21 protein-coding genes are annotated in these 22,933 nt (G+C 59.4%); 14 read left to right on the top strand and 7 right to left on the bottom strand.

Going from position 1 to position 22,933, the window contains the following annotated elements; all coding sequences use genetic code 11:
• Window positions 1–34: 34 nt before the first annotated feature.
• Window positions 35–2,482, top strand: a complete 2,448-nt coding sequence (locus ACB035_RS08365) for an ABC transporter permease (RefSeq protein WP_139410259.1) — start codon at window positions 35–37, stop codon at window positions 2,480–2,482.
• Window positions 2,483–2,609: 127 nt separating this feature from the next.
• Here the strand turns inward: ACB035_RS08365 and ACB035_RS08360 are convergent, their stop codons facing one another.
• Complete coding sequence (locus ACB035_RS08360) at window positions 2,610–3,515, bottom strand: TIGR01777 family oxidoreductase (RefSeq protein WP_179902391.1); 906 nt, start codon at window positions 3,513–3,515, stop codon at window positions 2,610–2,612.
• A gap of 252 nt (window positions 3,516–3,767) precedes the next feature.
• On the opposite strand from ACB035_RS08360, the gene ACB035_RS08355 reads away from it, so the two are divergent.
• A complete protein-coding gene (locus ACB035_RS08355) occupies window positions 3,768–5,297 on the top strand; it encodes an EAL domain-containing protein (protein WP_371167055.1) in 1,530 nt (509 codons plus the stop codon).
• Window positions 5,298–5,370: 73 nt separating this feature from the next.
• Here ACB035_RS08355 and ACB035_RS08350 read toward each other — a convergent pair whose 3' ends face one another.
• The gene (locus ACB035_RS08350; protein WP_157162072.1) at window positions 5,371–6,552 is read right to left on the bottom strand and encodes a PLP-dependent aminotransferase family protein; all 1,182 of its coding nucleotides are present in this window, start codon (window positions 6,550–6,552) and stop codon (window positions 5,371–5,373) included.
• 349 nt (window positions 6,553–6,901) lie between these two features.
• On the opposite strand from ACB035_RS08350, the gene trmB reads away from it, so the two are divergent.
• The 7 genes from trmB (at window position 6,902) to ACB035_RS08315 (ending at window position 12,558) form a co-directional block, all read left to right on the top strand.
• The gene (gene trmB / locus ACB035_RS08345) at window positions 6,902–7,615 is read left to right on the top strand and encodes a tRNA (guanosine(46)-N7)-methyltransferase TrmB (RefSeq protein ID WP_371167054.1); all 714 of its coding nucleotides are present in this window, start codon (window positions 6,902–6,904) and stop codon (window positions 7,613–7,615) included.
• A 48-nt stretch (window positions 7,616–7,663) separates the two neighbouring features.
• A complete protein-coding gene (locus ACB035_RS08340) occupies window positions 7,664–7,996 on the top strand; it encodes a YggL family protein (RefSeq protein ID WP_005348158.1) in 333 nt (110 codons plus the stop codon).
• 122 nt (window positions 7,997–8,118) lie between these two features.
• Window positions 8,119–9,039: a glutaminase B gene (gene glsB, locus ACB035_RS08335; RefSeq protein ID WP_005348151.1), complete on the top strand. Its 921-nt coding sequence runs from the start codon at window positions 8,119–8,121 to the stop codon at window positions 9,037–9,039.
• Window positions 9,040–9,068: 29 nt separating this feature from the next.
• Complete coding sequence (locus ACB035_RS08330) at window positions 9,069–10,364, top strand: sulfurtransferase (RefSeq protein ID WP_371167053.1); 1,296 nt, start codon at window positions 9,069–9,071, stop codon at window positions 10,362–10,364.
• Window positions 10,365–10,490: 126 nt separating this feature from the next.
• Window positions 10,491–11,666: a S8 family peptidase gene (locus ACB035_RS08325; protein WP_371167052.1), complete on the top strand. Its 1,176-nt coding sequence runs from the start codon at window positions 10,491–10,493 to the stop codon at window positions 11,664–11,666.
• A 113-nt stretch (window positions 11,667–11,779) separates the two neighbouring features.
• The gene (locus ACB035_RS08320; protein WP_005335219.1) at window positions 11,780–11,989 is read left to right on the top strand and encodes a YgdI/YgdR family lipoprotein; all 210 of its coding nucleotides are present in this window, start codon (window positions 11,780–11,782) and stop codon (window positions 11,987–11,989) included.
• 167 nt (window positions 11,990–12,156) lie between these two features.
• Window positions 12,157–12,558, top strand: coding sequence for a DUF2541 family protein (locus ACB035_RS08315; RefSeq protein WP_005348146.1), 402 nt, complete (start codon window positions 12,157–12,159; stop codon window positions 12,556–12,558).
• An 83-nt stretch (window positions 12,559–12,641) separates the two neighbouring features.
• On the opposite strand, the gene mog is transcribed toward ACB035_RS08315, so the two are convergent.
• On the bottom strand, window positions 12,642–13,172 hold the full coding sequence (gene mog / locus ACB035_RS08310) for a molybdopterin adenylyltransferase (protein WP_005348144.1): 531 nt from the start codon (window positions 13,170–13,172) through the stop codon (window positions 12,642–12,644).
• Between the two features lie 393 nt (window positions 13,173–13,565).
• Here mog and ACB035_RS08305 point away from each other — a divergent pair, with 393 nt between their 5' ends.
• The 4 genes from ACB035_RS08305 (at window position 13,566) to folA (ending at window position 15,908) form a co-directional block, all read left to right on the top strand.
• Window positions 13,566–13,901 (top strand): DUF3135 domain-containing protein, encoded by a 336-nt coding sequence (locus ACB035_RS08305; RefSeq protein WP_371167051.1) that lies wholly within the window; start codon window positions 13,566–13,568, stop codon window positions 13,899–13,901.
• Window positions 13,902–14,136: 235 nt separating this feature from the next.
• Complete coding sequence (locus ACB035_RS08300; RefSeq protein WP_005348133.1) at window positions 14,137–14,934, top strand: threonine/serine exporter family protein; 798 nt, start codon at window positions 14,137–14,139, stop codon at window positions 14,932–14,934.
• Entirely contained in the window at window positions 14,931–15,398 is a 468-nt protein-coding gene (locus ACB035_RS08295) for a threonine/serine exporter family protein (RefSeq protein ID WP_026035076.1), read from the top strand. The genes ACB035_RS08300 and ACB035_RS08295 overlap by 4 nt, the downstream gene beginning before the upstream one ends.
• An 18-nt stretch (window positions 15,399–15,416) precedes the next feature.
• Window positions 15,417–15,908 carry a type 3 dihydrofolate reductase gene (gene folA, locus ACB035_RS08290; protein ID WP_047438078.1) on the top strand — a complete coding sequence of 164 codons (492 nt, stop codon included), beginning with the start codon at window positions 15,417–15,419 and terminating at the stop codon, window positions 15,906–15,908.
• A 79-nt stretch (window positions 15,909–15,987) separates the two neighbouring features.
• Here the strand turns inward: folA and ACB035_RS08285 are convergent, their stop codons facing one another.
• Genes ACB035_RS08285 through ACB035_RS08275 form a run of 3 tightly spaced genes read right to left on the bottom strand, consistent with a single transcriptional unit; the run spans window position 15,988 to window position 20,286 of the window.
• Window positions 15,988–16,782, bottom strand: a complete 795-nt coding sequence (locus tag ACB035_RS08285) for a phosphoadenylyl-sulfate reductase (protein ID WP_371167050.1) — start codon at window positions 16,780–16,782, stop codon at window positions 15,988–15,990.
• Window positions 16,772–18,496, bottom strand: coding sequence for an assimilatory sulfite reductase (NADPH) hemoprotein subunit (gene cysI / locus ACB035_RS08280; protein ID WP_371167049.1), 1,725 nt, complete (start codon window positions 18,494–18,496; stop codon window positions 16,772–16,774). The genes ACB035_RS08285 and cysI overlap by 11 nt, the downstream gene beginning before the upstream one ends.
• Window positions 18,496–20,286, bottom strand: a complete 1,791-nt coding sequence (locus tag ACB035_RS08275) for an assimilatory sulfite reductase (NADPH) flavoprotein subunit (protein ID WP_371167048.1) — start codon at window positions 20,284–20,286, stop codon at window positions 18,496–18,498. Before ACB035_RS08275 ends, cysI begins: the two co-directional genes overlap by 1 nt.
• Before the next feature lie 189 nt (window positions 20,287–20,475).
• Here ACB035_RS08275 and ACB035_RS08270 point away from each other — a divergent pair, with 189 nt between their 5' ends.
• Window positions 20,476–21,282 (top strand): PhzF family phenazine biosynthesis protein, encoded by an 807-nt coding sequence (locus ACB035_RS08270; RefSeq protein WP_371167047.1) that lies wholly within the window; start codon window positions 20,476–20,478, stop codon window positions 21,280–21,282.
• Between the two features lie 107 nt (window positions 21,283–21,389).
• Here ACB035_RS08270 and lysS read toward each other — a convergent pair whose 3' ends face one another.
• Window positions 21,390–22,925, bottom strand: a complete 1,536-nt coding sequence (lysS, locus tag ACB035_RS08265; protein ID WP_005335201.1) for a lysine--tRNA ligase — start codon at window positions 22,923–22,925, stop codon at window positions 21,390–21,392.
• Window positions 22,926–22,933: the final 8 nt, after the last annotated feature.

Below are 22,933 nucleotides of genomic sequence, written 5' to 3'. Positions count from 1 at the left end.
GGGTGAGCTGCGGGTCAGGTGGGAGATGCAAGGGATGATGCAGTGGCGATTGGGATGGCGACTGCTTCGCCGGGAAGGTTTCAGCGGTGAACTGCGCTGGTTTGTGCTGGCGCTAGCGCTTAGCGTGGCGTGCGTCTTGAGTGTGGCGCTGGTAGCGGATCGGCTCGATGCCGGACTCAAGGCGTCGGGCCGCGACTTTATCGGAGCGGATCGGGTGTTGCGCACTGCCGCTGCGCTGCCGGATGGCTGGCTGGCCCGAGCGAAACAGGATGGCTTGGCGGTGCAGACCACCGTCAGCTTCAACAGCATGCTGTTTCACGGTGATGCGTTGCAGCTTGCCTCCATTCGGGCGGTGCCCGACGGTTTCCCTTTCTACGGCAAGCTCACTCTGGAACCTGCCCGCGCCCCGGCTCCCGGCGAGATCTGGCTCTCCGCCCGGGTGATGCAGCTGCTTAAGGCTAAAACGGGGGATGAGCTGGAGGTGGGCAATACGGTGCTCAAGGTGGCAGGACTGCTTGGCGAGGAGCCGGATCAGGGCTTCAGCCCCTTCCTGCTGGCGCCGCGTGCGCTGATCCACAGTGCCGATATCGAGGCGACCGGCGCCCTGCTCCCCGGCAGCCGCCAGCAGTGGCGCTATCTGTTCAAGGGGCCGCGAGAGTCGCTGGCCCGTTACGAGCAATGGTTGTTGCCGCAATTGCAGGCCGGACAGAAGTGGATCAAACCGGATGACAGCGAATCCCAAGTGGGCCGCTCGCTGGCCAATGCCGAGCGTTTCTTCCGGCTTGCCTCGCTAAGCGGGGTGTTGCTGGGGGCGTTGGCGATGGGCATCGCGGTGCGCCACTTTGCCGAGCGCCAGACCAATATGGTGGCGCTGCTCAAGACCCTGGGGGCATCCCGTCGCTCGCTCTGGCAACTGATGGGAACCCTGCTGCTGTCGTTGACGCTGATCGGTGCGCTGCTGGGTCTGGTAGCGGGCACCGTCATGCAGTGGATCACCTTGCAGCTGCTGGGGGACCTGCTGCCGCCGGATCTGCCGCCCCCCTCCTGGCGCCCCTTTGCGCTGGGGGTGGCGGTGGCGCTCTTTATCACCCTGCTGCTCGCTTTTGTGCCCTTCTTGCGGCTGCTGAAAGTGCCGCCGCTGCGGGTATTGCGCCGGGAGCTGGAGGCGGGTATTCCCCCCTGGCTGGCCCTGCCGGTCGGCCTGTTCGGGCTGTTTGCGCTGGTCTGGGGCTTTACCGCCGATGTGCGGCTGGCGCTGGGGCTGGTGGGGGGCATGGGTTTGCTGATGGGGCTGTTGGCCCTGCTGGCAGCCCTGATGTTGCGGCTGGGGACGAAAGTGAGCGGGCCTCATGCCTTGCGGCTGGCGCTGGCCCACCTGTCGCGCGAGCGCAGCAGCGGCCTATTTCAGCTGGCGGGTTTTGCGCTGGCGCTGATGCTGTTTGGCTTGCTCTGGGCGGCCCGGGTCGATCTGCTGGATGAGTTTTCAGCCCGTCTCCCGGTTGATGCGCCCAACCGTTTTCTGGTCAATGTGGCCGAGAACGAGCGGGAGGGGATCCTGAGCGAACTGGCGGCGGCCGGGGCCAACACTTCCGACTTCTACCCCATGGTGCGCGGCAGGCTGACCCATATCGCCGGTGAGGTGGTGGGCGAGGGGGCCAGCAGTGGCCGCGAGGGGGTCGATCGGGAGCTCAACTTCACTACCACAACAACCCTGCCAATCGACAACAAGCTGGTGGCCGGGAAATGGCTTGCCGGACCCGGCGAGGTGTCGGTGGATAGTGAGCTGGCCAAGCGGCTCGATATCAAGCTGGGGGACATGCTCGCCTTTACCATCGAGGGGCGCAGCTTTGGCGCCAGGGTCACCAGTTTGCGCAGCATCAAGTGGGACAATATGCGTCCCAACTTCTACATGATCTTCTCCGAGGATCTGCTGGCATCCTTCTCCCGTACCTGGCTTGGTAGTTATCGATTGCCCGAGGCGGGGCGCTCTGCCGAGGTGGAGTTGATCCGCCGCCACCCCACGGTGAGCCTTATCGATGTGGATGACCTGATTGCGCGGCTTACTCAGGTATCGGAGCAGGTGAGCCGGGCGCTGGCGCTGATGCTGGGGCTGGTGACAGTGGCCGCACTGCTGGTGCTGCTGACCCAGACCCAGGCCAGCATGGCCCAGCGTCGGCGAGAACTGCTGCTTATGCGCACCCTGGGTGCCAGCAGCGAACTGCTGAAAAAGATGCTGCGTTGGGAGCTGGTGGCCAGTGGTGCGCTGGCGGGGCTCTGCGCCGCCATGGTGGTGGAGCTCTGCTCCTTTGGCCTGCAGTGGTGGTGGTTCGAGGGGCAGTGGCAGTTCCACTGGGCCATCTGGCTTGGCCTGCCAACGTTGGGGGCGCTGCTGGTGACGCTGGCGGGGCAGGGGATGCAGCGCCAGCTGCTGGCTGGCACCCTGAGCGATCGGCTGCGGGGTCTGGGTCAGGGACTGTTGTAATCCCGACAGCGCGAGCCGATGCACACAAGGTGCAATAGCGCAGCCACAATAAACAAGCAGCCCGGCCATTGGCCGGGCTTCTTGTTATGCGAGGTGCTGACGAGCGGACGCCGCGAGCGGGTGTGAGCTAGCGGGGCTCGCGCAGCAGATTGGTGAGGGCACTCGGCAGCTCGGGATAGCTGAAGTGAAAACCGGCCTGTTGCAGCCTTGTTGGTATCACCTTTTGTCCGGTCAGCAGCAGATCTGCCGCCTCCCCCATCACCAGTTGCAACAGCGGCGCAGGGACGAAGAAGAGGTGTGGGCGGTGCAGGGTCGCGGACAGAGTCTGGCTGAACTCCCGGTTACTGACCGGATGAGGGGCGGTTCCGTTGAAGATGCCGCTGCACTCCTCGTGCTCCAGCAAGAATAGCATGGCACGCACCAGATCCTGCACATGGATCCAGCTCATCATCTGGCTGCCTGATCCCATGGGGCCGCCGAGTCCGAGTCGGTAGGGAGGGAGCATTTTGGGCAGGGCGCCCCCATCCATGCCAAGCACCAGCCCGATCCGCACGATACAGACCCGGGTTTGGCGGCTCTGGGCCTCCTGCGCCAGGGTCTCCCACTGTTGGCAGAGCTGGTGGGTAAACTCGTCGTTGGGAGAGCGGCACTGCTCATCGAGGGTTTCGGTGCCCTGTCTGCCATACCAGCCGATGGCGGAGGCGTTGATCAGCACCTTGGGCGGCGTGCTGGATAGCTTGATGAGATCCACCAGCTGCTCGGTCAGTAGCCAGCGGCTATCGCAGAGCAGCTGTTTGCGCGACTCGCTCCAGCGTCCGGCGGCGATAGGTTCACCGGCCAGATTGATCACTGCATCCACGTCATTGAGGTCATCGAGCCGATCGAGGTTATCCAATACCTTGATATCGTGGCCGAGCAGGGAGTAAGCGCGGCTCCCCTGCCTGCTCAATACCACGACCTCGTGATTGACCTTGAGATGGGCAACCAGCTTGCGGCCGATAAAGCCGGTCCCTCCGGTAATAAGAATCTTCATCGCTGCATGCTCCTGCTGCCGTTTGCTCAACTTTAATGGTGTGGCTTCCCTTCAACAAGTGAGACGTGCTTCGGGAGTTTTCTGTTTGACGTTTGTTAACTCTATCCTCTTCTTACGACATATTGTTGAACAATAGTTTGAATTGATTGATTTTTGTTGGGTGGACATTTGTTGAACAATCGCTATTATGGCGACCCTTTTCGCCTGTCCACCGAGGCTGTCACCCATTATCCGAGCATCAAAGAGGCCGCCATGCCATTTCGTCGTTTGAAACTTCGCCAGCTTTACTCGAGGATTTTGTTGGCGCTGCTGATGGGGGGCGGGATCCTGCTGCTGGGGGTTGTTGCCGTTATCTGGCAGACGGTGACGGAGACAGAGCGTGATGCCGATTCACGGTTGCAGCATGCCCGTGTGATGTTTGAGCGCTCCATCGGCCATGCCCAGCAGGCGGCCATCAATGTGAAGGGGATGCTGGGTCACTCGTGCAAGGAGGCGGCACAACTGCTGCGCGAACAGGTGGCCACGGTGCCTTATGTCCGTTCCGCCAATCTGGCTGTAGGCAGCCACATCTATTGCACCTCGCTCTATGGTGACTACGATGGCCTCTTCAATCCCGACCGCTATGTGGATGGCAGGTTGCAACTGCTGCCAGGCAATGAGGTCACACCGGATCGCCCCTTGATCGTGCTGCGTCATGAAACGGACAAGGGGAGTGTGCTGATCGGTGTAGATGGCTACTACCTGCGCAATACCCTGGAGATCTCCAGCAAGAACTCCCCGATGGCTCTGGTGGTGGGGCAGAGGGCACTGTTTGGCTCAGGTCAGGTCGGGGCGGCGCCCTCTCCGACAGAAGAGGGTTATATTGCCCTCGCTTCGGCCGATTTCCCCTATCAGGTCGTCACCCGGGTCACGGTGCATGACTACTGGAGCCACGCATGGCGATACTCCAGATATACCTTGTTCCTCTCTCCGTTGCTGGCGCTGCTGATTGGATTCGGCACCTTCAGGCTGATGGGGCGTAGCAGCTCACCAGCGGAAGAGCTCAAGCGGGCGTTGATCGAGGAGGAGTTTATCCCCTATCTGCAGCCGGTGGTCTCCGGCGATGACGAGCAGTGGCGTGGCTGTGAGGTGCTGATGCGCTGGCAGCATCCCAAGCAGGGGATGATCTCGCCGGATCGCTTTATTCCGCTGGCGGAAGATAGCGGGTTGATCGTGCCCATGACCAGCCTGTTGATGGCGCAGGTGCGCGACCACTTCTCCCCTTATGCCCGCAAGTTGCCGGCCAAATTCCATTTTTGCTTCAATATCAGCGCCAAACACTTTCAAGATCTCGACCTGTTGACTGACTGCAAGGCGTTTCTCGACGCGTTTAAGGACAATCCCGTTGATTTGGGGCTGGAGCTGACCGAGCGGGAGTTGCTGGTGGCCGATGAGACAACCGCTCAGATGTTTGCCGAATTGCGCAAGCTGGGCGTGTTGATCTCTATCGATGACTTTGGCACCGGTCACTCCAGTCTCACCTATCTGCAACAGTTTCAGGTCGATGCACTCAAGATTGATCGGAGCTTTGTGGAGATGATCGGCACGGATGCACTCTCCAGTCATATCGTTGAAAACGTGATTGATCTGGCGAAGCGACTTGAATTGATCCTGATCGCGGAGGGGGTCGAGAAGCAGTCGCAGGCGGACTACCTGCGGGCGCGCCACGTTGACTATCTGCAAGGGTATCGTTACAGCCGCCCCATCCCGATGAAGCAGTTTTGCAAGACCCTGTTTGGCTGAACGGTTGAATGGGGAGCATAAAAAACCAGCGATCACTCGCTGGTTTTTTGTTGATACCGTTTGGCTTGGGCGTTCAGAGCATGCGCTGGAGGGCGCGGGCCAAGCGTTTGACCCCCTCCTCGATGGTCGCTTCATCGACGCAGGAGAAGCTCAGGCGCAGGGTGTTCTTGATCTCGGGGCGCACGTAGAAGGGGGCGCCGGGTACGAAGGCCACCTTCTCCTTGATCGCCTCGTCAAACAGCGCCATGGCACTGATGTGGGCTGGCAGAGTCAGCCAGAGGAACATGCCCCCTTCCGGTCTGGTGTAGCTGACGCCGGGCGGGCAGTGACGGGCCAAAGCGGCCTCCATGGCAGCGCGCTGGCGGCCATAGACCTCCTTGATCTTCTCCAGGTGAGCGTCGAGGGAGTTGTCGGTCAGGAAGCGGTGCAGCACCTGCTGGCTGAAGGCGTTGCTGTGCAGATCGGTCGCCTGCTTGGCGATGGTCACCTTCTTGCGCAGCCACTCCGGCATCACCATCCAGCCCAGACGGAAGGCGGGCACCACGGTTTTGGAAAACGAGCCGAGCAGCACGGTATTGTTTGGCGCCAGCTTGGCAATCGGGGGGAGATGCTCCCCTTCGAAGCGCAGCTCGCCGTAGGGATCATCTTCCACCATCAACAGCTCGTGGCGAACCAGCCGCTCGGCCAGTGCCTCGCGGTTGGAGCGGCTGTAGGAGACACCGCTCGGGTTCTGGAAGTTGGGCACGCCGTAGAGCAGCTTGGCATTGGAGCCGCTTGCCAGCAGCGCATCCAGCGCTGCCAGGTCCAGTCCCTCTTCTTCCAGGGTGATCGGCTTGAAGGTGGGCTGGTAGACAGAAAAAGCCTGAATGGCGCCAAGGTAACCCGGCTCTTCGATGATGAGATCCTGACCCTCGTCGATCAGCACCTTGCCCAGCAGATCCAGCGCCTGCTGGGAGCCGCTGGTGATGAGGATGTTGTCCGGATTGATCTGCATGCCGTGGCGGGCCAGATAGCGGTCGGCAATATACTGGCGCAGCGGGGCGAAGCCCTCGGTCGCCGCATATTGCAGGGCGGCAGCCCCCTGTTCGCGCAGTACATCCTGACAGGCCTGATCGATCGCCTTGACCGGAAACAGGTGGGGATTGGGCAGGCCACCGGCGAAGGAGATGATCTCCGGATTGGCGGCAACTTTGAGGATTTCACGGATAAATGAAGGTTCAACCTTCTCGAAGCGCTGGGCAAAAAACGGCTGCATAGACAATTCTCTCGGCATGTGGGCGGTCGCTCCATTCGACCGCCAGGTTATCCGTTTGTATCAGATTTCAGAAATGAGGCAATGATTGTCACAAAAATCGCCAAAAAAGGGCTGGAACGACTCTACTGCGGATTATATTGGACGGTTAGTCGGTATGGTGATGCCAGTGAGGGTGCAGGGAAGTGGATGGCCGGAATATTTGTTGCGCGAAACACTTGCGCCTTGGGCCTATCTTGGGATAATTCGCTCCCCTGTTTTCGCGGGTCGATGAAATGACGAACCGCGAGCGGTCCCGCTCGGGATCGAACACAAGATGTATTACCCGGATTGATGAAATAACGAGACCATTATGCCTGTGACCCAAGATGTATTTAACGAAGACGGCAAGTTCATGCGCAAGATCCGCAGCTTTGTCCGTCGCGAAGGCCGCCTGACCAAAGGGCAGGAGAAGGCCCTGGAAGAGCTCTGGCCGGTCATGGGCATCGATTTCGAGCCAAAGCAGCTCGATCTGGTCGCACTGTTTGGCCGCGAGGCACCTGTGGTGCTGGAGATCGGTTTTGGCATGGGCGCCTCTCTGGTTGAGATGGCCAAGAATGCCCCCGAGAAGAACTTCATCGGCATCGAAGTGCACTCCCCGGGCGTGGGCGCCTGTCTGGGCACCGCTCAGGAAGCGGGGGTCACCAATCTGAAGGTGATCTGCCACGATGCGGTGGAAGTGCTGGAGCACATGATCCCGAACGGTTCACTCTCCTGCCTGCAGCTCTTCTTCCCGGATCCCTGGCACAAGAGCCGTCACCACAAGCGACGCATCGTACAGCCTGCATTTGCTCAGGATATTCGCCAGAAGCTGGCCATCGGTGGCGTGTTCCACATGGCGACCGACTGGGAAAACTATGCCGAGCATATGCTGGAAGTGATGAGCGCCGCCGAGGGTTACGAGAACACCTCTGCCACCGGCAACTGGGTGCCTCGTCCGGACTGGCGTCCGCTGACCAAATTTGAACAACGTGGCCACCGTCTCGGCCACGGGGTTTGGGATCTGATTTTCAAGCGTATCAGCTAAGCTGGCACGTCAACACACCTAGCGTATCAACTAACTTGAGGAGCTATCATGGCCAATCGTAGCCGCCGCCTGCGCAAGAAACTGCGCGTCGATGAATTCCAGGAAATGGGTTTCGACATCAGTTTCAACTTCCCGGTCGGCACTGCCGAAGAGACCATCGATGCGGTAGTCGATGCGATGATCGATGAGGTTGTTGAACCCCGCAAACTGGCTTTTGCCGGCTCCGGTCACCTGGCCTGGGAAGGGATGATCTGCACCCAGCAACTGGGCAAGTGTACCGAAGAAGACCGCGCTGCCGTCAAATCCTGGCTGGAAGGCAAGGGGATGGAAGCCGTGGTCGTTACCGAGCTGTTCGACCTCTGGTACGGTGAACCGGCCTGATACAAGGCTGCCGCATCTGGCGCCTTGTTGTGGGTAACTGAAAAATCCCGCCGCTGGCGGGATTTTTGTCAGTGGGGATGGGATCTCCACCGCTGTTTTAGTCATGGAATCGCTTATTGCTTATGGTGTTGTCATCCGAATTACTGGCCAGCATCCTTGAAGAGGTGCGCCCGTTGCTGGGACAAGGCAAGGTGGCCGACTACATTCCGGCACTGGCTCAGGTGCCTGCCGATCGGCTGGGTATTGCAGTCTGTACCGTCGAGGGGGAGCTGTTCACCGCCGGTGACGCTTTTGAACCCTTCTCCATCCAGAGTATCTCCAAGGCCCTTAGCCTGACCCTGGCACTCACTCTCTATCAGGAGGAGGAGATCTGGGCCCGGGTTGGCAAGGAGCCCTCCGGCCAGCCCTTCAACTCGCTGGTTCAGCTCGAGTTCGAGCAGGGGATCCCCCGCAACCCCTTTATCAATGCCGGGGCGCTGGTGGTGAGCGATCTGCTGGAGACCCGCCTCACTGCGCCCCGTCAGCGTACCCTCGAGCTGGTGCGCCGTCTTTCCGGCAATCCGGCTATCATGGCGGATCAAGTGGTCGCCCGCTCCGAATATCAGCACTCTGCCCGCAACGCCGCCATCGCCTATCTGATGAAGGCCTATGGCAACTTCGAAAACGAAGTGGACAAGGTGCTGCAAAGCTACTTCAATGCCTGTGCCATTCGCATGAGCTGCGTCGATCTGGCGCGGGCATTCATCTATCTGGCCAACCGTGGTGTGCCACTGGGCGAGAGCGTGCCGCTGCTGCCCGCCCGCACCACCAAACAGGTCAACGCCCTGCTCGCCACCTGCGGCCTCTATGATGAGGCGGGCGATTTTGCCTATCGTGTCGGCATGCCGGGCAAATCGGGTGTCGGCGGCGGTATCATCGCCCTGATCCCGGGTGAGCTCTGCGTCTGTGTCTGGTCGCCCGAGCTCAACAAAGCCGGCAACTCGCTGGCGGGCACGGCGGCGCTGGAGCTGCTGGCCGAGCGGCTGGGTCGCTCCATTTTTTAACCTTGTTCACTATGAATCGAGAAATCACCATGAAACGACATCTTCGCTTCCTGCAGGCCGCGCTGGCGACCTTACTGCTCTGGTGTGCCCTGCCCGCCGTGGCAGGGGAGTTGCCACCGCTCTCGCTGGCCGATGCCAAGGCCAAACAGGCTGTCATCCTGGATACCCGCGCCAGCTACTTCTATCAGGGGTGGCCGATGGAAGGGGAGAAGCAGGGCGGTCATGTAGCGGGCGCCGAGAACCTCTCAGCCGAGTGGAAATACAGCGATGAAGAGTGGCCAAAGGCGCTCGAGATCAAGGGGCTGAAGGCCGATCGTCCGGTTGCCCTCTACGGCGCGTCCCGCGAAGTGGCTGAGGTGGCCCGTCTGCTGCGCAAGCAGGGGATCAAGCAGCTGTTCGAGCTGCAAGGGTGGCAAGCCGCACCGCGCGAGTCGCTGGCACGCTGGCAGCAGCTGGTCTATCCGCGCTGGTTGGCGGATCTGCAAGAGGGCAAGCCGGTTGCCGCGGCGCCCAAGGGTGACTGGAAGCTGTTTGAAGTGGATTGGGGTTCACCCAAGGCCTACCTCATCAGCCACATCCCGGGGGCCGGTTATATCGATACCAACAGCCTCGAAGAGGAGCCGCTGTGGAACAAGGTCTCTGACGAAGCGCTCAAGAAGCTGCTGCTGGATAACGGCATCCGTCACGACACCACCGTCATCCTCTATGGTCGAAACACCATGGCGGCCGCCCGTGCTGCGCACCTGATGATGTATGCGGGGGTGGAAGATGTACGCCTCCTGGATGGTGGTCTGGATGCCTGGTTTATCCAGCATCTGCGCACCGAAACCGGTCTGCCCAACAAATATGAGCCGGTGAAGGAGTTTGGCGTGGCCATTCCCGCTCACCCCGAGTACTACACCACGCTAAGTCAGGCGAAAGAGCTGCTCAAGCAGCCCGATAGCGCCCTGGTCAGCGTGCGTACCTGGGACGAGTTTGTCGGCAACACCTCAGGTTACAGCTACATCAAGCCGAAGGGCGATATCCCGGGGGCCAAGTGGGGTCATGGTGGCGTCGATGCCAACAGCATGAGCGACTTCCACAACCCGGACGGCACCATGAAGCCAGCCCGCGAGCTCCTCGCCATGTGGGACCAGTGGAATATCGAGCCAACTCAGCAGGCGGCGTTCTACTGCGGTACCGGCTGGCGCGCCTCCGAGGCTTTCTTCTACGCCTGGCTGATGGACTGGAAACAGATCAGCGTCTACGACGGCGGTTGGTACGAGTGGAGTTCAGATCCCAAGAACCCGACCGTGACCGGTGAGCGTCAGCCCGCCAAGTCATGATTGTGATCTTGCGCTGGAAAGAAGAGGCCGGACAGAGATGTCCGGCCTTTTTGTATCCGCTCGGGCCTGCGCCAATGGGGTACTACACTTTGCTGGTGGCTATCAGGTCGATGGAAGGAGTGACTGATGAGACGGATATGGACTGGCCTGCTGGTGGCAGGCGTACTTGCACAGGGGGCGATGGCTGTCGAACGGGCTCGCTATCTGGTTCAGCTGAAACCGGGTGCTGAGGCAGCTGTGCTGGCCCAGAGCAAGGGGATGGGTGGCGAACTGGCGTTGCAACTGCCCGAACAGCATGCGCTGGCACTCTGGTTACCAGCCGCTGCAGCGACAGCACTGGCGCGCAATCCCAACGTGCTCTGGGTCGAGCCGGATGCCAAACGTTATGCCAGCGCCGAGACCCTGCCTTATGGCATTCCCATGGTACAGGCGCCACAACTGAGCGATGGTGCGGCCGGAGAGGTTCTGGTGTGCATCATTGATTCTGGCTACAGCGGCAATCACCCGGATCTGCCCCATGGTACTCAGGTGCAGGGCAGTGATGATGCTGGTACCGGTAGCTGGAGCAGTGACGAAAACGGTCACGGAACCCATGTGGCAGGCACCATCGCCGCCGTGGGGGGGAACGACACCGGTGTGGTCGGTGTCTTGCCGAATCAGAGCGTCCCGCTGCATATCATCAAGGTATTTGGTGCCAACGGCTGGGCCTATACATCCAACCTGGTGGGGGCACTCAATGCCTGCAAGCAGGGGATGATCAACCGCGGTTTCACTCGCATGGTCATCAATATGAGCCTGGGAGGCAGTGTGCCCAGCAAGACAGAAGAGCGAGCGTTCAATGAGGCTTACAGCCAGAACGTATTGAGTGTGGCGGCGGCGGGCAATGCGGGCAACACTAGCAAGTCCTATCCCGCCTCCTACAGCAGTGTGATGAGCGTGGCGGCTATCGATAGCAACAAACAGCTGGCTTACTTCTCCCAACGCAACGATCAGGTGGAGCTGTCGGCCCCCGGTGTTGCTGTGCTGTCGACCGTGCCGAGTGGGTATGCCAACTACAGCGGTACCTCGATGGCGACCCCTCATGTGGTCGGGGTCGCCACCCTGGCCTGGTCACAGCGGCTGGAGTGCAGCAATGATCAACTGCGCCAGACCTTGCGCAGCAGCGCCCAGGATTTGGGGGCTGTCGGACGGGACAACAGCTATGGCTATGGTCTGGTGCAGGCCAGATCCGCGGCAGATCGGCTGGCACTTGGCTGTGGTTCCGGTACCGGTAGCAGTGGCAAACCGGGTGGTCGCAAGTAACTGATTTATGATGGTGATCTCACTTTATTGTGCAAGTTTCCGACTGCCTGCCGGATTGGAGTAGGCTGGATATGAAACCCTCGTGGTGAGGGTGAAAGGAGAAGAGTGCGCCTATGAAAAAACTGATGATGATCCTGGTGTGCGCCCTGGGGCTGGTGGCATGCAGCTCCCAATACATCATGAGCACCAAGGATGGCAAGATGATCACCACAGAGAGCAAACCCAAGCTGGATGAGAGTACCGGCATGTATCGCTATTACGATCATGAAGGGCGTGAGGTGATGATCAAGAAAGATGACGTGACCCAAATCATGGAACGCTAAGCGCTCTCTTGCCGCAAGGGCCGCTATCTGCGGCTCTTCTCTTTTTGCCGAAAAGTCGCGCTGTTTTCTCTGTTGATCCCCGCACATTCGCAGCAAATTCAGCTGTGATACAGCTTCCGTTATGGTTTAACCCTTATCATCACACTCCATTTTTTATTGGAGGTGTTATGTCCTTGATGTCTATCTGGAATTCCCGTTTTTCTGCACGCAGCTTGCTGGGTGGTGTCTTGCTGGTGGTGGCGTCAGCCAGCCATGCTGGCGATGATCAGTTCACGCTGGGGCGGACTATTTTGCTGGGGGCCGGTGATCATGGTGCGACAATTCCTTTGGTGATTTGCCGTCAGACCAAATATATCAAGGTGAAGGCGGAACGTGATTTGACCCTGGATCGGGTGGTGGTGACCTATGGTGGTGATCGTACCAAAACCATTCGCTTCGATCGGGAGATGAGCAGTGATAAAGAGACCGAGTGGAAATCACTGGGTTCGCGTCGTTGTGTGAAAAAGATCGAAGTGTACGGTAATTCAGAGCGCAGCAAAGCGGGCGTAAAAGTATTCGGCCGTAAATAATCGATGCATTTTGTCTGCACGAACAGATGAGCTAAAAATAATGGCGAGCCGTGGCTCGCCATTATTTTTTATGGTCGGCTTTGCTATTTTTTCGGCCGAAACGGCTTGATGACAGTTTCATCGCACTCGAGATACGGCCCTTCCATCAAATCGATACAGTAGGGGATGGCGGGGAAGACGGCATCCAGACATTCGCGGATTGATTTGGGCTTGCCCGGCAGATTGACGATCAGGGTGTCGTCGCGCAGTCCGGCTGTCTGGCGCGACAGAATGGCGGTCGGCACAAACTTGAGGGATTCGGCCCGCATCAGCTCGCCAAAGCCCGGCATCATGCGATCACATACCGCTTCGGTCGCTTCCGGCGTGACATCCCGCTTGGCCGGGCCGGTGCCGCCTGTGGTGACGATGAGGCAACACTGCTCCTCATCCGCCAGCCGGATCAGGGTCGCTTCAATCTGCTCCTGCTCATCGGGGATCACCTGATAGACAGGTTCCCACTCCGAGGTCAGATAGGCGTTCAGGGTGTCGATGATGGCCTTGCCGGAGAGGTCTTCATAGATGCCCGCGCTGGCGCGATCGCTGACGGTGACGATACCGATTTTTGCCTTGCTCATGGTCTGCTCTTGAATGTCCGATAAAAGTGGCAATTAAAATAACATAATCAGTGAGATATGTTAAACCGTCAGGAGATGACGCGGGTCGGTGAGGGAAGAATAAAGTGTCGAATGAAGCAAAATAAGGCCACCCGGATTTTTATTTGCAATAAAAAACAGAAAATCACAACCTAAAATGTATAAGTGTTTTATCTCGCATGAATTAAAAACAATCGCTTGTTTCCAAACACAATTAAAATAGATAGACACCCTCGTAGTGACCATTGTCCGGTTTAGTCGCCAGTGGATGGATTGAACCCTTTTTAGCCGCGTCGTATATACAGATTTATATGGCTGGGACGTGATGGTGTGGTACCGCAGTGTGTTGCCAGCAATAGTCGCCAAGGAGGGCATATGGAGTTGCCTGATTTTGACACCCTGAAGGAGTTGGCTGCGAGTGAGCCTTCCCGGCTGGATGCGATTCTGGAGCAGCAGATCGACCAGCTGATGGCCCGAGCGAGCCTCGATCAGCAGCGCCGTCTGCGCGGGTTGCAGTTCAAGATTGATGGTCAGCGCCGGCTGGCGAAAAACAATCTTGATAGCTGTATCCGGATTACCAACATGATGCGGGAATCTTTTTATTTGATGCGCAGCGAAATGAGCCAGTTCAGAGAAGAGGGGGACCCTCCGCCTGAAAGCGATGGCAGTGGTAAAATAATCCATCTGACGGACTATCGACGTCGTAAATAATCTGCAATAACCCCCTTGAATGATATTTCAGCCAAATCGGTGAGGCCATAATAAAGGGAATTGCTGGCGACCTGATTGTTATGGTTTTTAATGTTAGTCGTAATGTTTTTGTGATGTAATTTCTTTTCTCCTTCTTGTAATAACTAATTAGTCAGGTTGTGATAGGGGTGGATGAATAACAGTAAAAGTTAGGCTAATATGGCCGAAATTTTTATTGCTACGACTCGAAGGGATTATGAGAAGTATCACACCAAGACGGGTGTTGTCGCGGGAGCAACAGACAGAGATCACCCGCATTATCGTCAAGGTGGGTCAGATGTTGGCCCAGTTCGGGGCGGAGAGCCGGATCATCGAGCAGACCACGGTGCGGCTGGGGATGGCGCTGGGGCTGGAGAGTGTCGAGATGGCCATCTCTTCCAGTGCCATCGTGCTCACCAGCCTCTATCAGGGGGGCTGTGTTACCACTACCCGGCGGGTGCGTGAACATGGCATCAACATGCAGGTGGTGTGCGAGATCCAGCGGATCTGCATCATGGCGGAGAAAGAGCTGATCGGTGCCCGTGAAGTGCGCCAGCGGCTCGAGGCCATCGTCCCCTTTCACTATCACCCCTGGCTGGTGGTCCCCATGGTGGGGCTCTCCTGTGGTGCCTTTAGCCTGCTGTTTGGCGGTGACTGGCCCATCTTCCTGGTGACCTGCTTCTCATCTGCCGTGGCGATGCGGGTGCGCCAGCTGATGGCTCGCCATCACCACAGCCCGCTCATCAATTTTGCCGCCACCGGCTTTATTGCCACCCTGCTCTCCTCCAGCGCCACCTTCTTCAACTGGGGTGACCAGCCCTATCTCGCCATGGCGGCCAGCGTGCTGCTGCTGGTGCCGGGCTTTCCGCTGATCAATGCGGTCTCCGATATGGTGAAGGGCTACTTCAACATGGGGCTGGCCCGCTGGGGGACTGCGACCCTGCTGACCATCAGCGCCGCCATAGGTATCATTTTGGCCATGTCGGTCACCGGGATCTGGGGGTGGAAAGTATGATGGATTTGCTCTGGCTACTGGCCAAGGATGCCTTCTGGTCCTCCATCCCAGCGGTGGGGTTTGCCATGCTGTTCAATGTGCCACCACGGATGCTGAAGTATTGCGCCATGGGCGGCGCGCTGGCCCACAGCCTGCGTACCTTGCTGATCCACTATGGCATGCCTATCGAGTGGGCGACGCTGGCGGCGGCGACCACGGTCGGCTTTGTCTGCGTCTACTGGTCGCGCCGTCTGCTGGCACCGCGTCCGGTGTTCAGCGTTGCCTCCATCATTCCGATGATCCCGGGCAGTTATGCCTTCAAGACCATGATTGCGGTGGTAGAGCTCAACATCAATGGCGTGACCATGGAGTTGATCCAGAGTGCGGTGGAGAACGGCCTCAAGGCGCTCTTTATCGTCGGTGCCCTCAGTTTCGGTTTGGCGATCCCCTCTCTGGTCGTGTACCGTAACCGCCCCATAATCTGACAGACGGTGAGAGGCCCCATGAAGATTTCCATGATTGCCGCCATGGCCCACGACAGGGTGATCGGCAAGGACAACCAGATGCCCTGGCATCTGCCTGCCGATCTGGCTCACTTCAAGCGTGTCACCCTCGGTAAACCGGTATTGATGGGGCGCAAGACCTTCGAATCCATCGGTCGACCGCTGCCCGGACGGCGCAATCTGGTGATCAGCCGCAATCCCGACTATCAGGCCGAGGGCATTGAGGTGGTGGGCTCCGTCGAGGCGGCGCTGGCTCTTTTGGCAGGTAGCTCGGTGGAGGAGTTGATGGTGATCGGTGGCGGTCATCTCTATGCCGAGATGTTGCCGAGCGCGGATTGTCTCTACCTGACCCGCATCGATCTGGCGGTGGAGGGGGATACCCGTTTCCCCGCTTTTGATGATGGTCAGTGGCAACGCGTTGATTGCGAGAGCCACCCTGCCGATGAGAAGAACCCGCATCCCTATAGCTTCGAGACCTGGCAGCGACGCTGACGGGCGAATGCTAATTTGCAAATAACAACAAGGGCATCTTCAGATGCCCTTGTTGTTCTGTTGGGTTTTCAAGACGGGATTAGATGCCTGAGCCGTCGTTCTCGCCATTTTCCTCGTGCAAACCGCACTCGCGCTTGAGGCCGAAGAAGCGGGTCTGCTCCTCGCTCATGCCCGGCTCCCACTTGGCGGTGGTGTGGACATCGCCCACCGAGAGATAACCCTGCTCCCACAGCGGGTGGTAGGGGAGGTCGAACTCCTTGAAGTAGTAGAAGACATCCTTGTTGCTCCAGTCGATCACCGGCAGGAACTTGAAACGGCCGCGCTGGATGCCCAGCACCGGCAGCTTGCCACGGCTGCCGGACTGCTCCCGGCGCAGGCCGGAGAACCAGGTCTGGGCCCCCAGCTCACGCAGGGCGCGGTCCATCGGCTCCACCTTGTTGAGCTGGTTGTAGCGGGTGATCCCCTCCACCCCCTGCTCCCACAAGAGACCGAAGCGAGCCTCCTGCCAGGCAGGGCTGAGCTCGGCCCGATAGATCTTCAGGTTGAGCGCGAGGCGCTCGGTTAGCTCGTCGATAAAGCGGTAGGTCTCCGGGAACAGATAACCGGTATCGGTCAGCACCACGGGCACGTCGGCCCGCTCGCGGCTTACCAGATGGAGCATCAGCGCCGCCTGAATGCCGAAGCTGGATGAGGTCACATGCTCCCCCGGCAGATTTGCCAAGGCCCAGCGCACCCGCTCGGGGGCACTCATGGTATCCAGCTCCCGGTTGAGGGGCGCCAGCGCCTCGGTCTGCTCCTCACGGCCGAGGGCCAGCAGTGCCTGCAGGTCAAGGCGGCCATCTTCAGTGACATTAAGCGGCAGATTAAGCGGCATAGAAGTCCCTCGCAGAATCGATAACGGGGGCAATTACCCCAACCCGGATCACGAAGTCGCCGAAGCACTCACCCTGATTTCGCTCGGTGGCCCAGCGGCCGATCAACGCGTCCAGTTCGGCCAGGATCTGCGGCTCGGTGATGTTCTCCTGATAGAGGCGCGGAATGCGGGTGCCTTCCAGGTTGCCCCCCAGATGGAGGTTGTAGCGGCCGGGCGCCTTGCCCACCAGACCCACTTCCGCCAGCATGGCGCGGCCGCAGCCGTTGGGGCAGCCGGTGACCCGGAAGATGATGGCGTCATCGGCCAGGCCGTGCTTGGCCAGTAAGCCTTCGATGTCGGTGACAAACGCTGGCAGCATGCGCTCCGCCTCGGCCATTGCCAGCGGGCAGGTAGGCAGTGCCACACAAGCCATGGACTGCTTGCGCTGCTCGCTCACGCCGTCATCCAGCAGGCCGTATTGGCGTGCAAGCCCTTCGATGCGAGCCTTCTCGCTGGCAGGTACCCCAGCGATGATCAGGTTCTGGTTGGCGGTCAGGCGAAAATCCCCCTGATGCACCTTGGCGATCTCCAGCATACCGGTCTTGAGCGGCTTGCCCGGGAAGTCCAGCAGGCGGCCATTCTCGATAAACAGGGTGAGGTGGTGCTTGCCGTCGATCCCCTCGACCCAACCGAAGCGATCGCCACGGCTGGTGAACTCATAGGGGCGCACCGGTCCGAACTGGATGCCGGCGCGGCTCTCCACCTCGGCTTTGAACGCCTCGACGCCAACACGTTCAAGGGTGTACTTGGTCTTGGCGTTCTTGCGGTTGACCCGGTTACCCCAGTCGCGCTGGGTGCTGACCACGGCAGCCGCCACCTCCAGTACGTGGGAGAGCGGAATAAAGCCAAAGTCGCTCGCCTTGCGCGGGTAGGTGCTGGTGTCGCCGTGGGTCATGGCCAGACCCCCGCCCACCAGCACGTTGAAGCCGACCAGCTTGCCGTGCTCGGCAATCGCCACGAAGTTGAGATCGTTGGCGTGGATATCCACGTCGTTGTGGGGCGGGATCACCACTGTGGTCTTGAATTTGCGCGGCAGATAGTTGGAACCCAGGATCGGTTCCTCATCTTCTCCCAGCTTCTCGCCATCGAGCCAGATCTCCACGTAGGCGCGGGTCTTGGGTAGCAGGTGTTCGGATATCTTCTTGGCCCACTCGTAGGCCTCCTGATGCAGCTCGGACTCCACCGGGTTGCTGGTGCAGAGCACGTTGCGGTTCACATCGCCGGCGGTGGCGATGGAATCGATGCCGGTGCTGTTGAGGGTCTGGTGCATCAGCTTGATGTCGCGCTTCAATACCCCGTGGAACTGGAAGGTCTGTCGGGTGGTAAGGCGGATGCTGCCGTAGAGGCTGTGCTCTTCGGCGAACTTGTCGATGATCTGCCACTGGGCCGGGGTGATGATCCCACCCGGCAGACGGGCACGCAGCATGACGTTGTGCAGCGGCTCCAGCTTCTGGGCGGCACGCTCGGGGCGAATGTCTCTGTCATCTTGCTGGTACATGCCGTGAAAGCGGATCAGCTGGAAGTTGTCGCCGTTGAAGCCGCCGGTGAGCGGGTCCTGCAGATCTTGCTCTATGGTGCCGCGCAGGAAGTTGCTCTCGCGCTTGAGGCGCTCGTTGTCGGCCAGCGGCCCTTCGACCGGTCCCGCTTTTGGGTGAGAAAGAGGTTGTTTGCTCATCAATAGACATCCCTTTGATAACGTTTGGCACGACGCAATTCGCTCAAATACTCTTCTGCTTCCTCGCGGCTCTTGTGGCCGTGTTCGGCAATCACTTCCAGCAGGGCCTCCTGCACATCCTTGGCCATCTTGTTGGCGTCACCACACACATAGAAGTGAGCGCCTGCTTCCAGCCACTGGTAGAGCACCTGGCCCGCTTCACGCAGACGGTCCTGCACATAAATCTTGTTGGCCTGATCCCGGCTGAAGGCTAGCGAGATCTTCGACAGCAGCCCCGATTTCACATAACGCTGCCACTCCACCTGATAGAGGAAATCCTGGGTAAAGTGGGGGTTGCCGAAGAAGAGCCAGTTCTTGCCCTCGGCTCCCTGGGCTTCCCGTTCCTGCATAAAGGCGCGGAACGGGGCGATGCCGGTGCCCGGGCCCACCATGATGACGGGGGTGTCGGGGTTTTGCGGCAGGCGGAAGTTGTCGTTGTGTTCGACGAATACCCGTACTTCGCCATCCTCAATCAGCCGATCCGCCAGATAGGAGGAGGCGGCGCCAGAGCGCACAGTGCCATCTTCCTGCGGGTAGCGCACCACGCCGACGGTCAGGTGCACCTCCTCTTCCACTTCGCTCTGGGCGGAGGCGATGGAGTAGAGGCGCGGGGTGAGGGGGCGCAGCAGGCTGACCAGCTGCTCGGTCGTGAGGGCGGTCGGGAAGCGTTTCAGCACATCCACCACCTGAGCGGAGGCGACCAGTGCATTGATCTGGGCCTTGTCGCCAGCCAGATCTTTGAGCGCTGCGTTCTCCGATATGTCAGCGAGCCCTGTGATAAAGCCGCCGTGCAGCCGGGTCAGTTCGAAGTGACTGGTCAGTGCGGTGTGCAAGCTGCCGTGGGCTGTGGCTCCATCGCCGGAGAGGCCGGTCAGGGCCAGCACTTCATTAACCAGTTCTGCATCGTTGTCGAACCAGACGCCGAGGGCATCACCCGGTTGATAGGTGAGGCCGGAGTCGGCCAGATTGATCTCGATATGGCGGATATCCTTGGTGGAATCCCGGCCAGTGATCTTCTGATTGACCGACAGGCGGGCAGGGAAGGGGTTCTCCTTGCTGTACTGGCTGTGGCCAACCGCCTGCTGCACCGCGCTGGCTACGCTGCTGCTGGCCGCTCCGGTAGAGAGGGTCGCGGTGATGGCATTGAGCGCCTGTTCGCCCCACGCCTTGGCGGCATCCTGATAATCCACATCGAGGCTGGCGAGCTCATAAACCCGCTCGGCCCCTGCGCTGGCGAGGAAGTTGTCAAAATCTTTGCCGGTCTGGCAGAAAAATTCGTAGGAGCTGTCACCCAGCCCCAGCACCGCGAACCTGAGGCCGTCCAGCTTGCCAATCTTGCCTTTTTTAAGCTGCTCGAACAGATCGACGGCGCTCTCCGGCGGTTCACCCTCCCCGTAAGTGCTCACTACCACCAGCAGATGGCTCTCTTTCTTGAGCTGCTTGGGTTTGTAGTCGGCCATCGACGCAAGGGTGACGGGGAGGCCACGTGCCTCGGCCTGCGCCTTGATGGCAGTGGCGACACCTTTGGCGTTGCCGGTCTGGGAGCCGTAGAGAATGGTCAGGCTGCCGCTGGGTGCAGCCACGGCGGCGCTGGTTGCAACGCTCTGCTGACCGGTCTGGGAGAGGCCGTAGAGATATCCGCTCACCCAGGCCAGTTGCTGGGTATTGAGGGTCGAGAGTACCTGACCCAACTGACGTTGCTGCTCGTCAGAGAGGGGGGAGAGGTTGAATGGGGAATCCTTCAATTGCATCACACGCGTCTTCCATGGTCTGATTTTTGGCCAGATTAAAGGGCGTGTTGGATAACAACAAAGAATAAAAATGTCTTCTTTATTCTATTAATGCATTAAAGGGACAGAGGTACGCCTGTTCCCGCAGCAAAAGAGGGGCGTGGTATAAAGGGCGTTAAATGAGAGCCACTTGATAACACAGGAAGTGCCATGTCCAATATCAGATTGTTTCATGTCAATGCGTTCAGTCGGCAGCCCCTTGGTGGCAACCCCGCAGTGGTTGTATTGGGACCCGCCCTGCCGGATGCCAGCCAGCTGGCGATGGCGGCCGAGTTCAACCTCTCCGAGACAGCCTTTCTGGTACAACTTGGCAGGGCCCATTACCAGTTACGCTGGTTCACGCCGAAAGTCGAGGTTGATCTCTGCGGTCATGGCACCTTGGCGGCTGCTCATGTGTTGTGGCAGACAGGAGCGGTAGCTGCACACGAGACTATCCGCTTCGAGACCCGTAGTGGTGAGCTGCTGGCCCGGCGCGAAGGGGAGTGGATTTGGCTCGATTTTCCGCGTATCGCGTTGACGCCACTGACGCTGGATCCCGCCTATGCTGCCGCGCTTGGTTGCCAGCCACGACAGACCTTGGCGGTCGGGGCCAAGTTCTTGCTGGAGCTGGCAAGTGAAGAGGAGATCTGCGCTATTTCGCCTGATTTCCATGCCCTGCGCGCCCTGCCGGGACGGGGGCTGATAGTCACTGCTCCGTCGAGCCGGGCAGATGATGATTTCGTCTCCCGCTATTTCGCCCCTTGGGTTGGCGTGGATGAGGATCCGGTCACCGGCTCCAACCACAGTGCTCTCATGCCCTTCTGGGCTGAACGGCTCGGCAGGCAGCAGTTGCGGGCCCGTCAGGTTTCATCCAGAGGGGGTGAGCTCAGGCTGGAGCTGCGGGGTGAGCGAGTATTGATGGCGGGTCAGGGGTTGACCCTGTGGCAGGGGGAGTGGTTGCTGCCCCTCGCCAAATAACACGTTACGTGACACATGCCAATAAAAACGCCCCGCAGTCGCGGGGCGTTTTTATGGGCTATCACGCTCGGGATTGACCCAAGGGATTTAGCTGGCTTCTGTGGGCCTTACTTCTGCGGACGCAGGGCAGGGAACAGAATAACGTCACGGATGGTGTGGCTGTTGGTGAACAGCATTACCAGACGGTCGATACCGATACCCTGACCGGCAGTCGGCGGCAGGCCGTGTTCCAGTGCGGTGACGAAGTCTGCGTCGTAGAACATGGCTTCGTCGTCGCCAGCTTCTTTCTGATCAACCTGATCCTGGAAGCGCTTGGCCTGGTCTTCTGCATCGTTAAGCTCGGAGAAGCCGTTGGCCAGCTCGCGGCCACCGATGAAGAATTCGAAGCGGTCGGTTACGTCCGGGTTCACGTCGTTGCGGCGGGCCAGCGGAGAAACGGCAGCCGGGTACTCGGTGATAAAGGTCGGTTGCAGCAGCATGTGCTCCACGGTCTCTTCGAAGATCGCGGTGATCACGTGGCCCAGCTCCCAGCCCTTCATCAGCTCGATGTGCAGACGCTTGGCAACGGCCTTGGCGCTCTCGAGGGTAGCCAGATCGTCCAGAGTTACATCCGGGTTGAACTTCAGGATGGACTCGACCATGGTGAGGCGCTGGAACGGCTGACCGAAATCGATGGTCAGGCCCTCTTCGCCCTCTTTGGCGTAACGGATCTTGGTGTCGCCCAGAATGTCCTGCGCCAGGGTGCGCAGCAGCTCTTCGGTCAGGTCCATCAGATCGATGTAGTCGGCGTAGGCCATGTAGAACTCGATCATGGTGAACTCGGGGTTGTGACGAACCGAGATACCTTCGTTACGGAAGTTGCGGTTGATCTCGTAGACACGCTCGAAACCACCAACCACCAGACGCTTCAGATAGAGCTCCGGAGCGATACGCAGGTACATGTCGATGTCCAGCGCATTGTGGTGAGTGACGAACGGACGTGCGGAGGCACCACCCGGAATGACTTGCATCATCGGGGTTTCCACTTCCATGAAGCGCTTTTCGTTGAAGAACTTGCGGATACCGGCAACCACCTGGGTGCGGATCATGAAGGTCTTGCGGGACTCTTCGTTGGCGATCAGATCCAGGTAGCGCTGGCGGCAGCGAGCTTCCTGGTCGGTCAGGCCTTTGTGCTTCTCGGGCAGCGGACGCAGTGCCTTGGTCAGCAGGCGGATATCGGAAACGTGAACGGAGAGCTCACCGGTCTGGGTCTTGAACAGGGTACCTTCGACACCCACGATGTCGCCCAGATCCCACTTCTTGAACTGCTCGTTGTAGAAACCTTCCGGCAGGTCGTCACGGGTGACGTAGACCTGGATCTTGCCGGCCATGTCCTGCAGGGTGGCGAAAGAAGCCTTGCCCATGATCCGGCGGGTCATGATGCGACCGGCAATCTTCACCCGTTTACCCAGGCTCGTCAGCTCCTCGGCGCTTTTGTCGTCGAACTCTGCGTGCAGATCGCCAGAGAGGCTGTCGCGACGGAAGTCGTTGGGGAAAGGATTACCCTGGGCGCGCAGGGCGGCCAGCTTGGAACGACGCTCGGTCATCTCGTTGTTGAGTTCGAGAGTTTGGTCGACTTCCGGAGTGATGGTTTGTTCAGACATGGTGATTC

It is taken from the genome of Aeromonas sp. S12(2024), from assembly GCF_041402305.1.
Classification (GTDB): domain Bacteria; phylum Pseudomonadota; class Gammaproteobacteria; order Enterobacterales; family Aeromonadaceae; genus Aeromonas; species Aeromonas veronii.
Note: the sequence above shows the minus strand (reverse complement) of the source record. Positions and strands in the feature narration are given on the sequence as shown.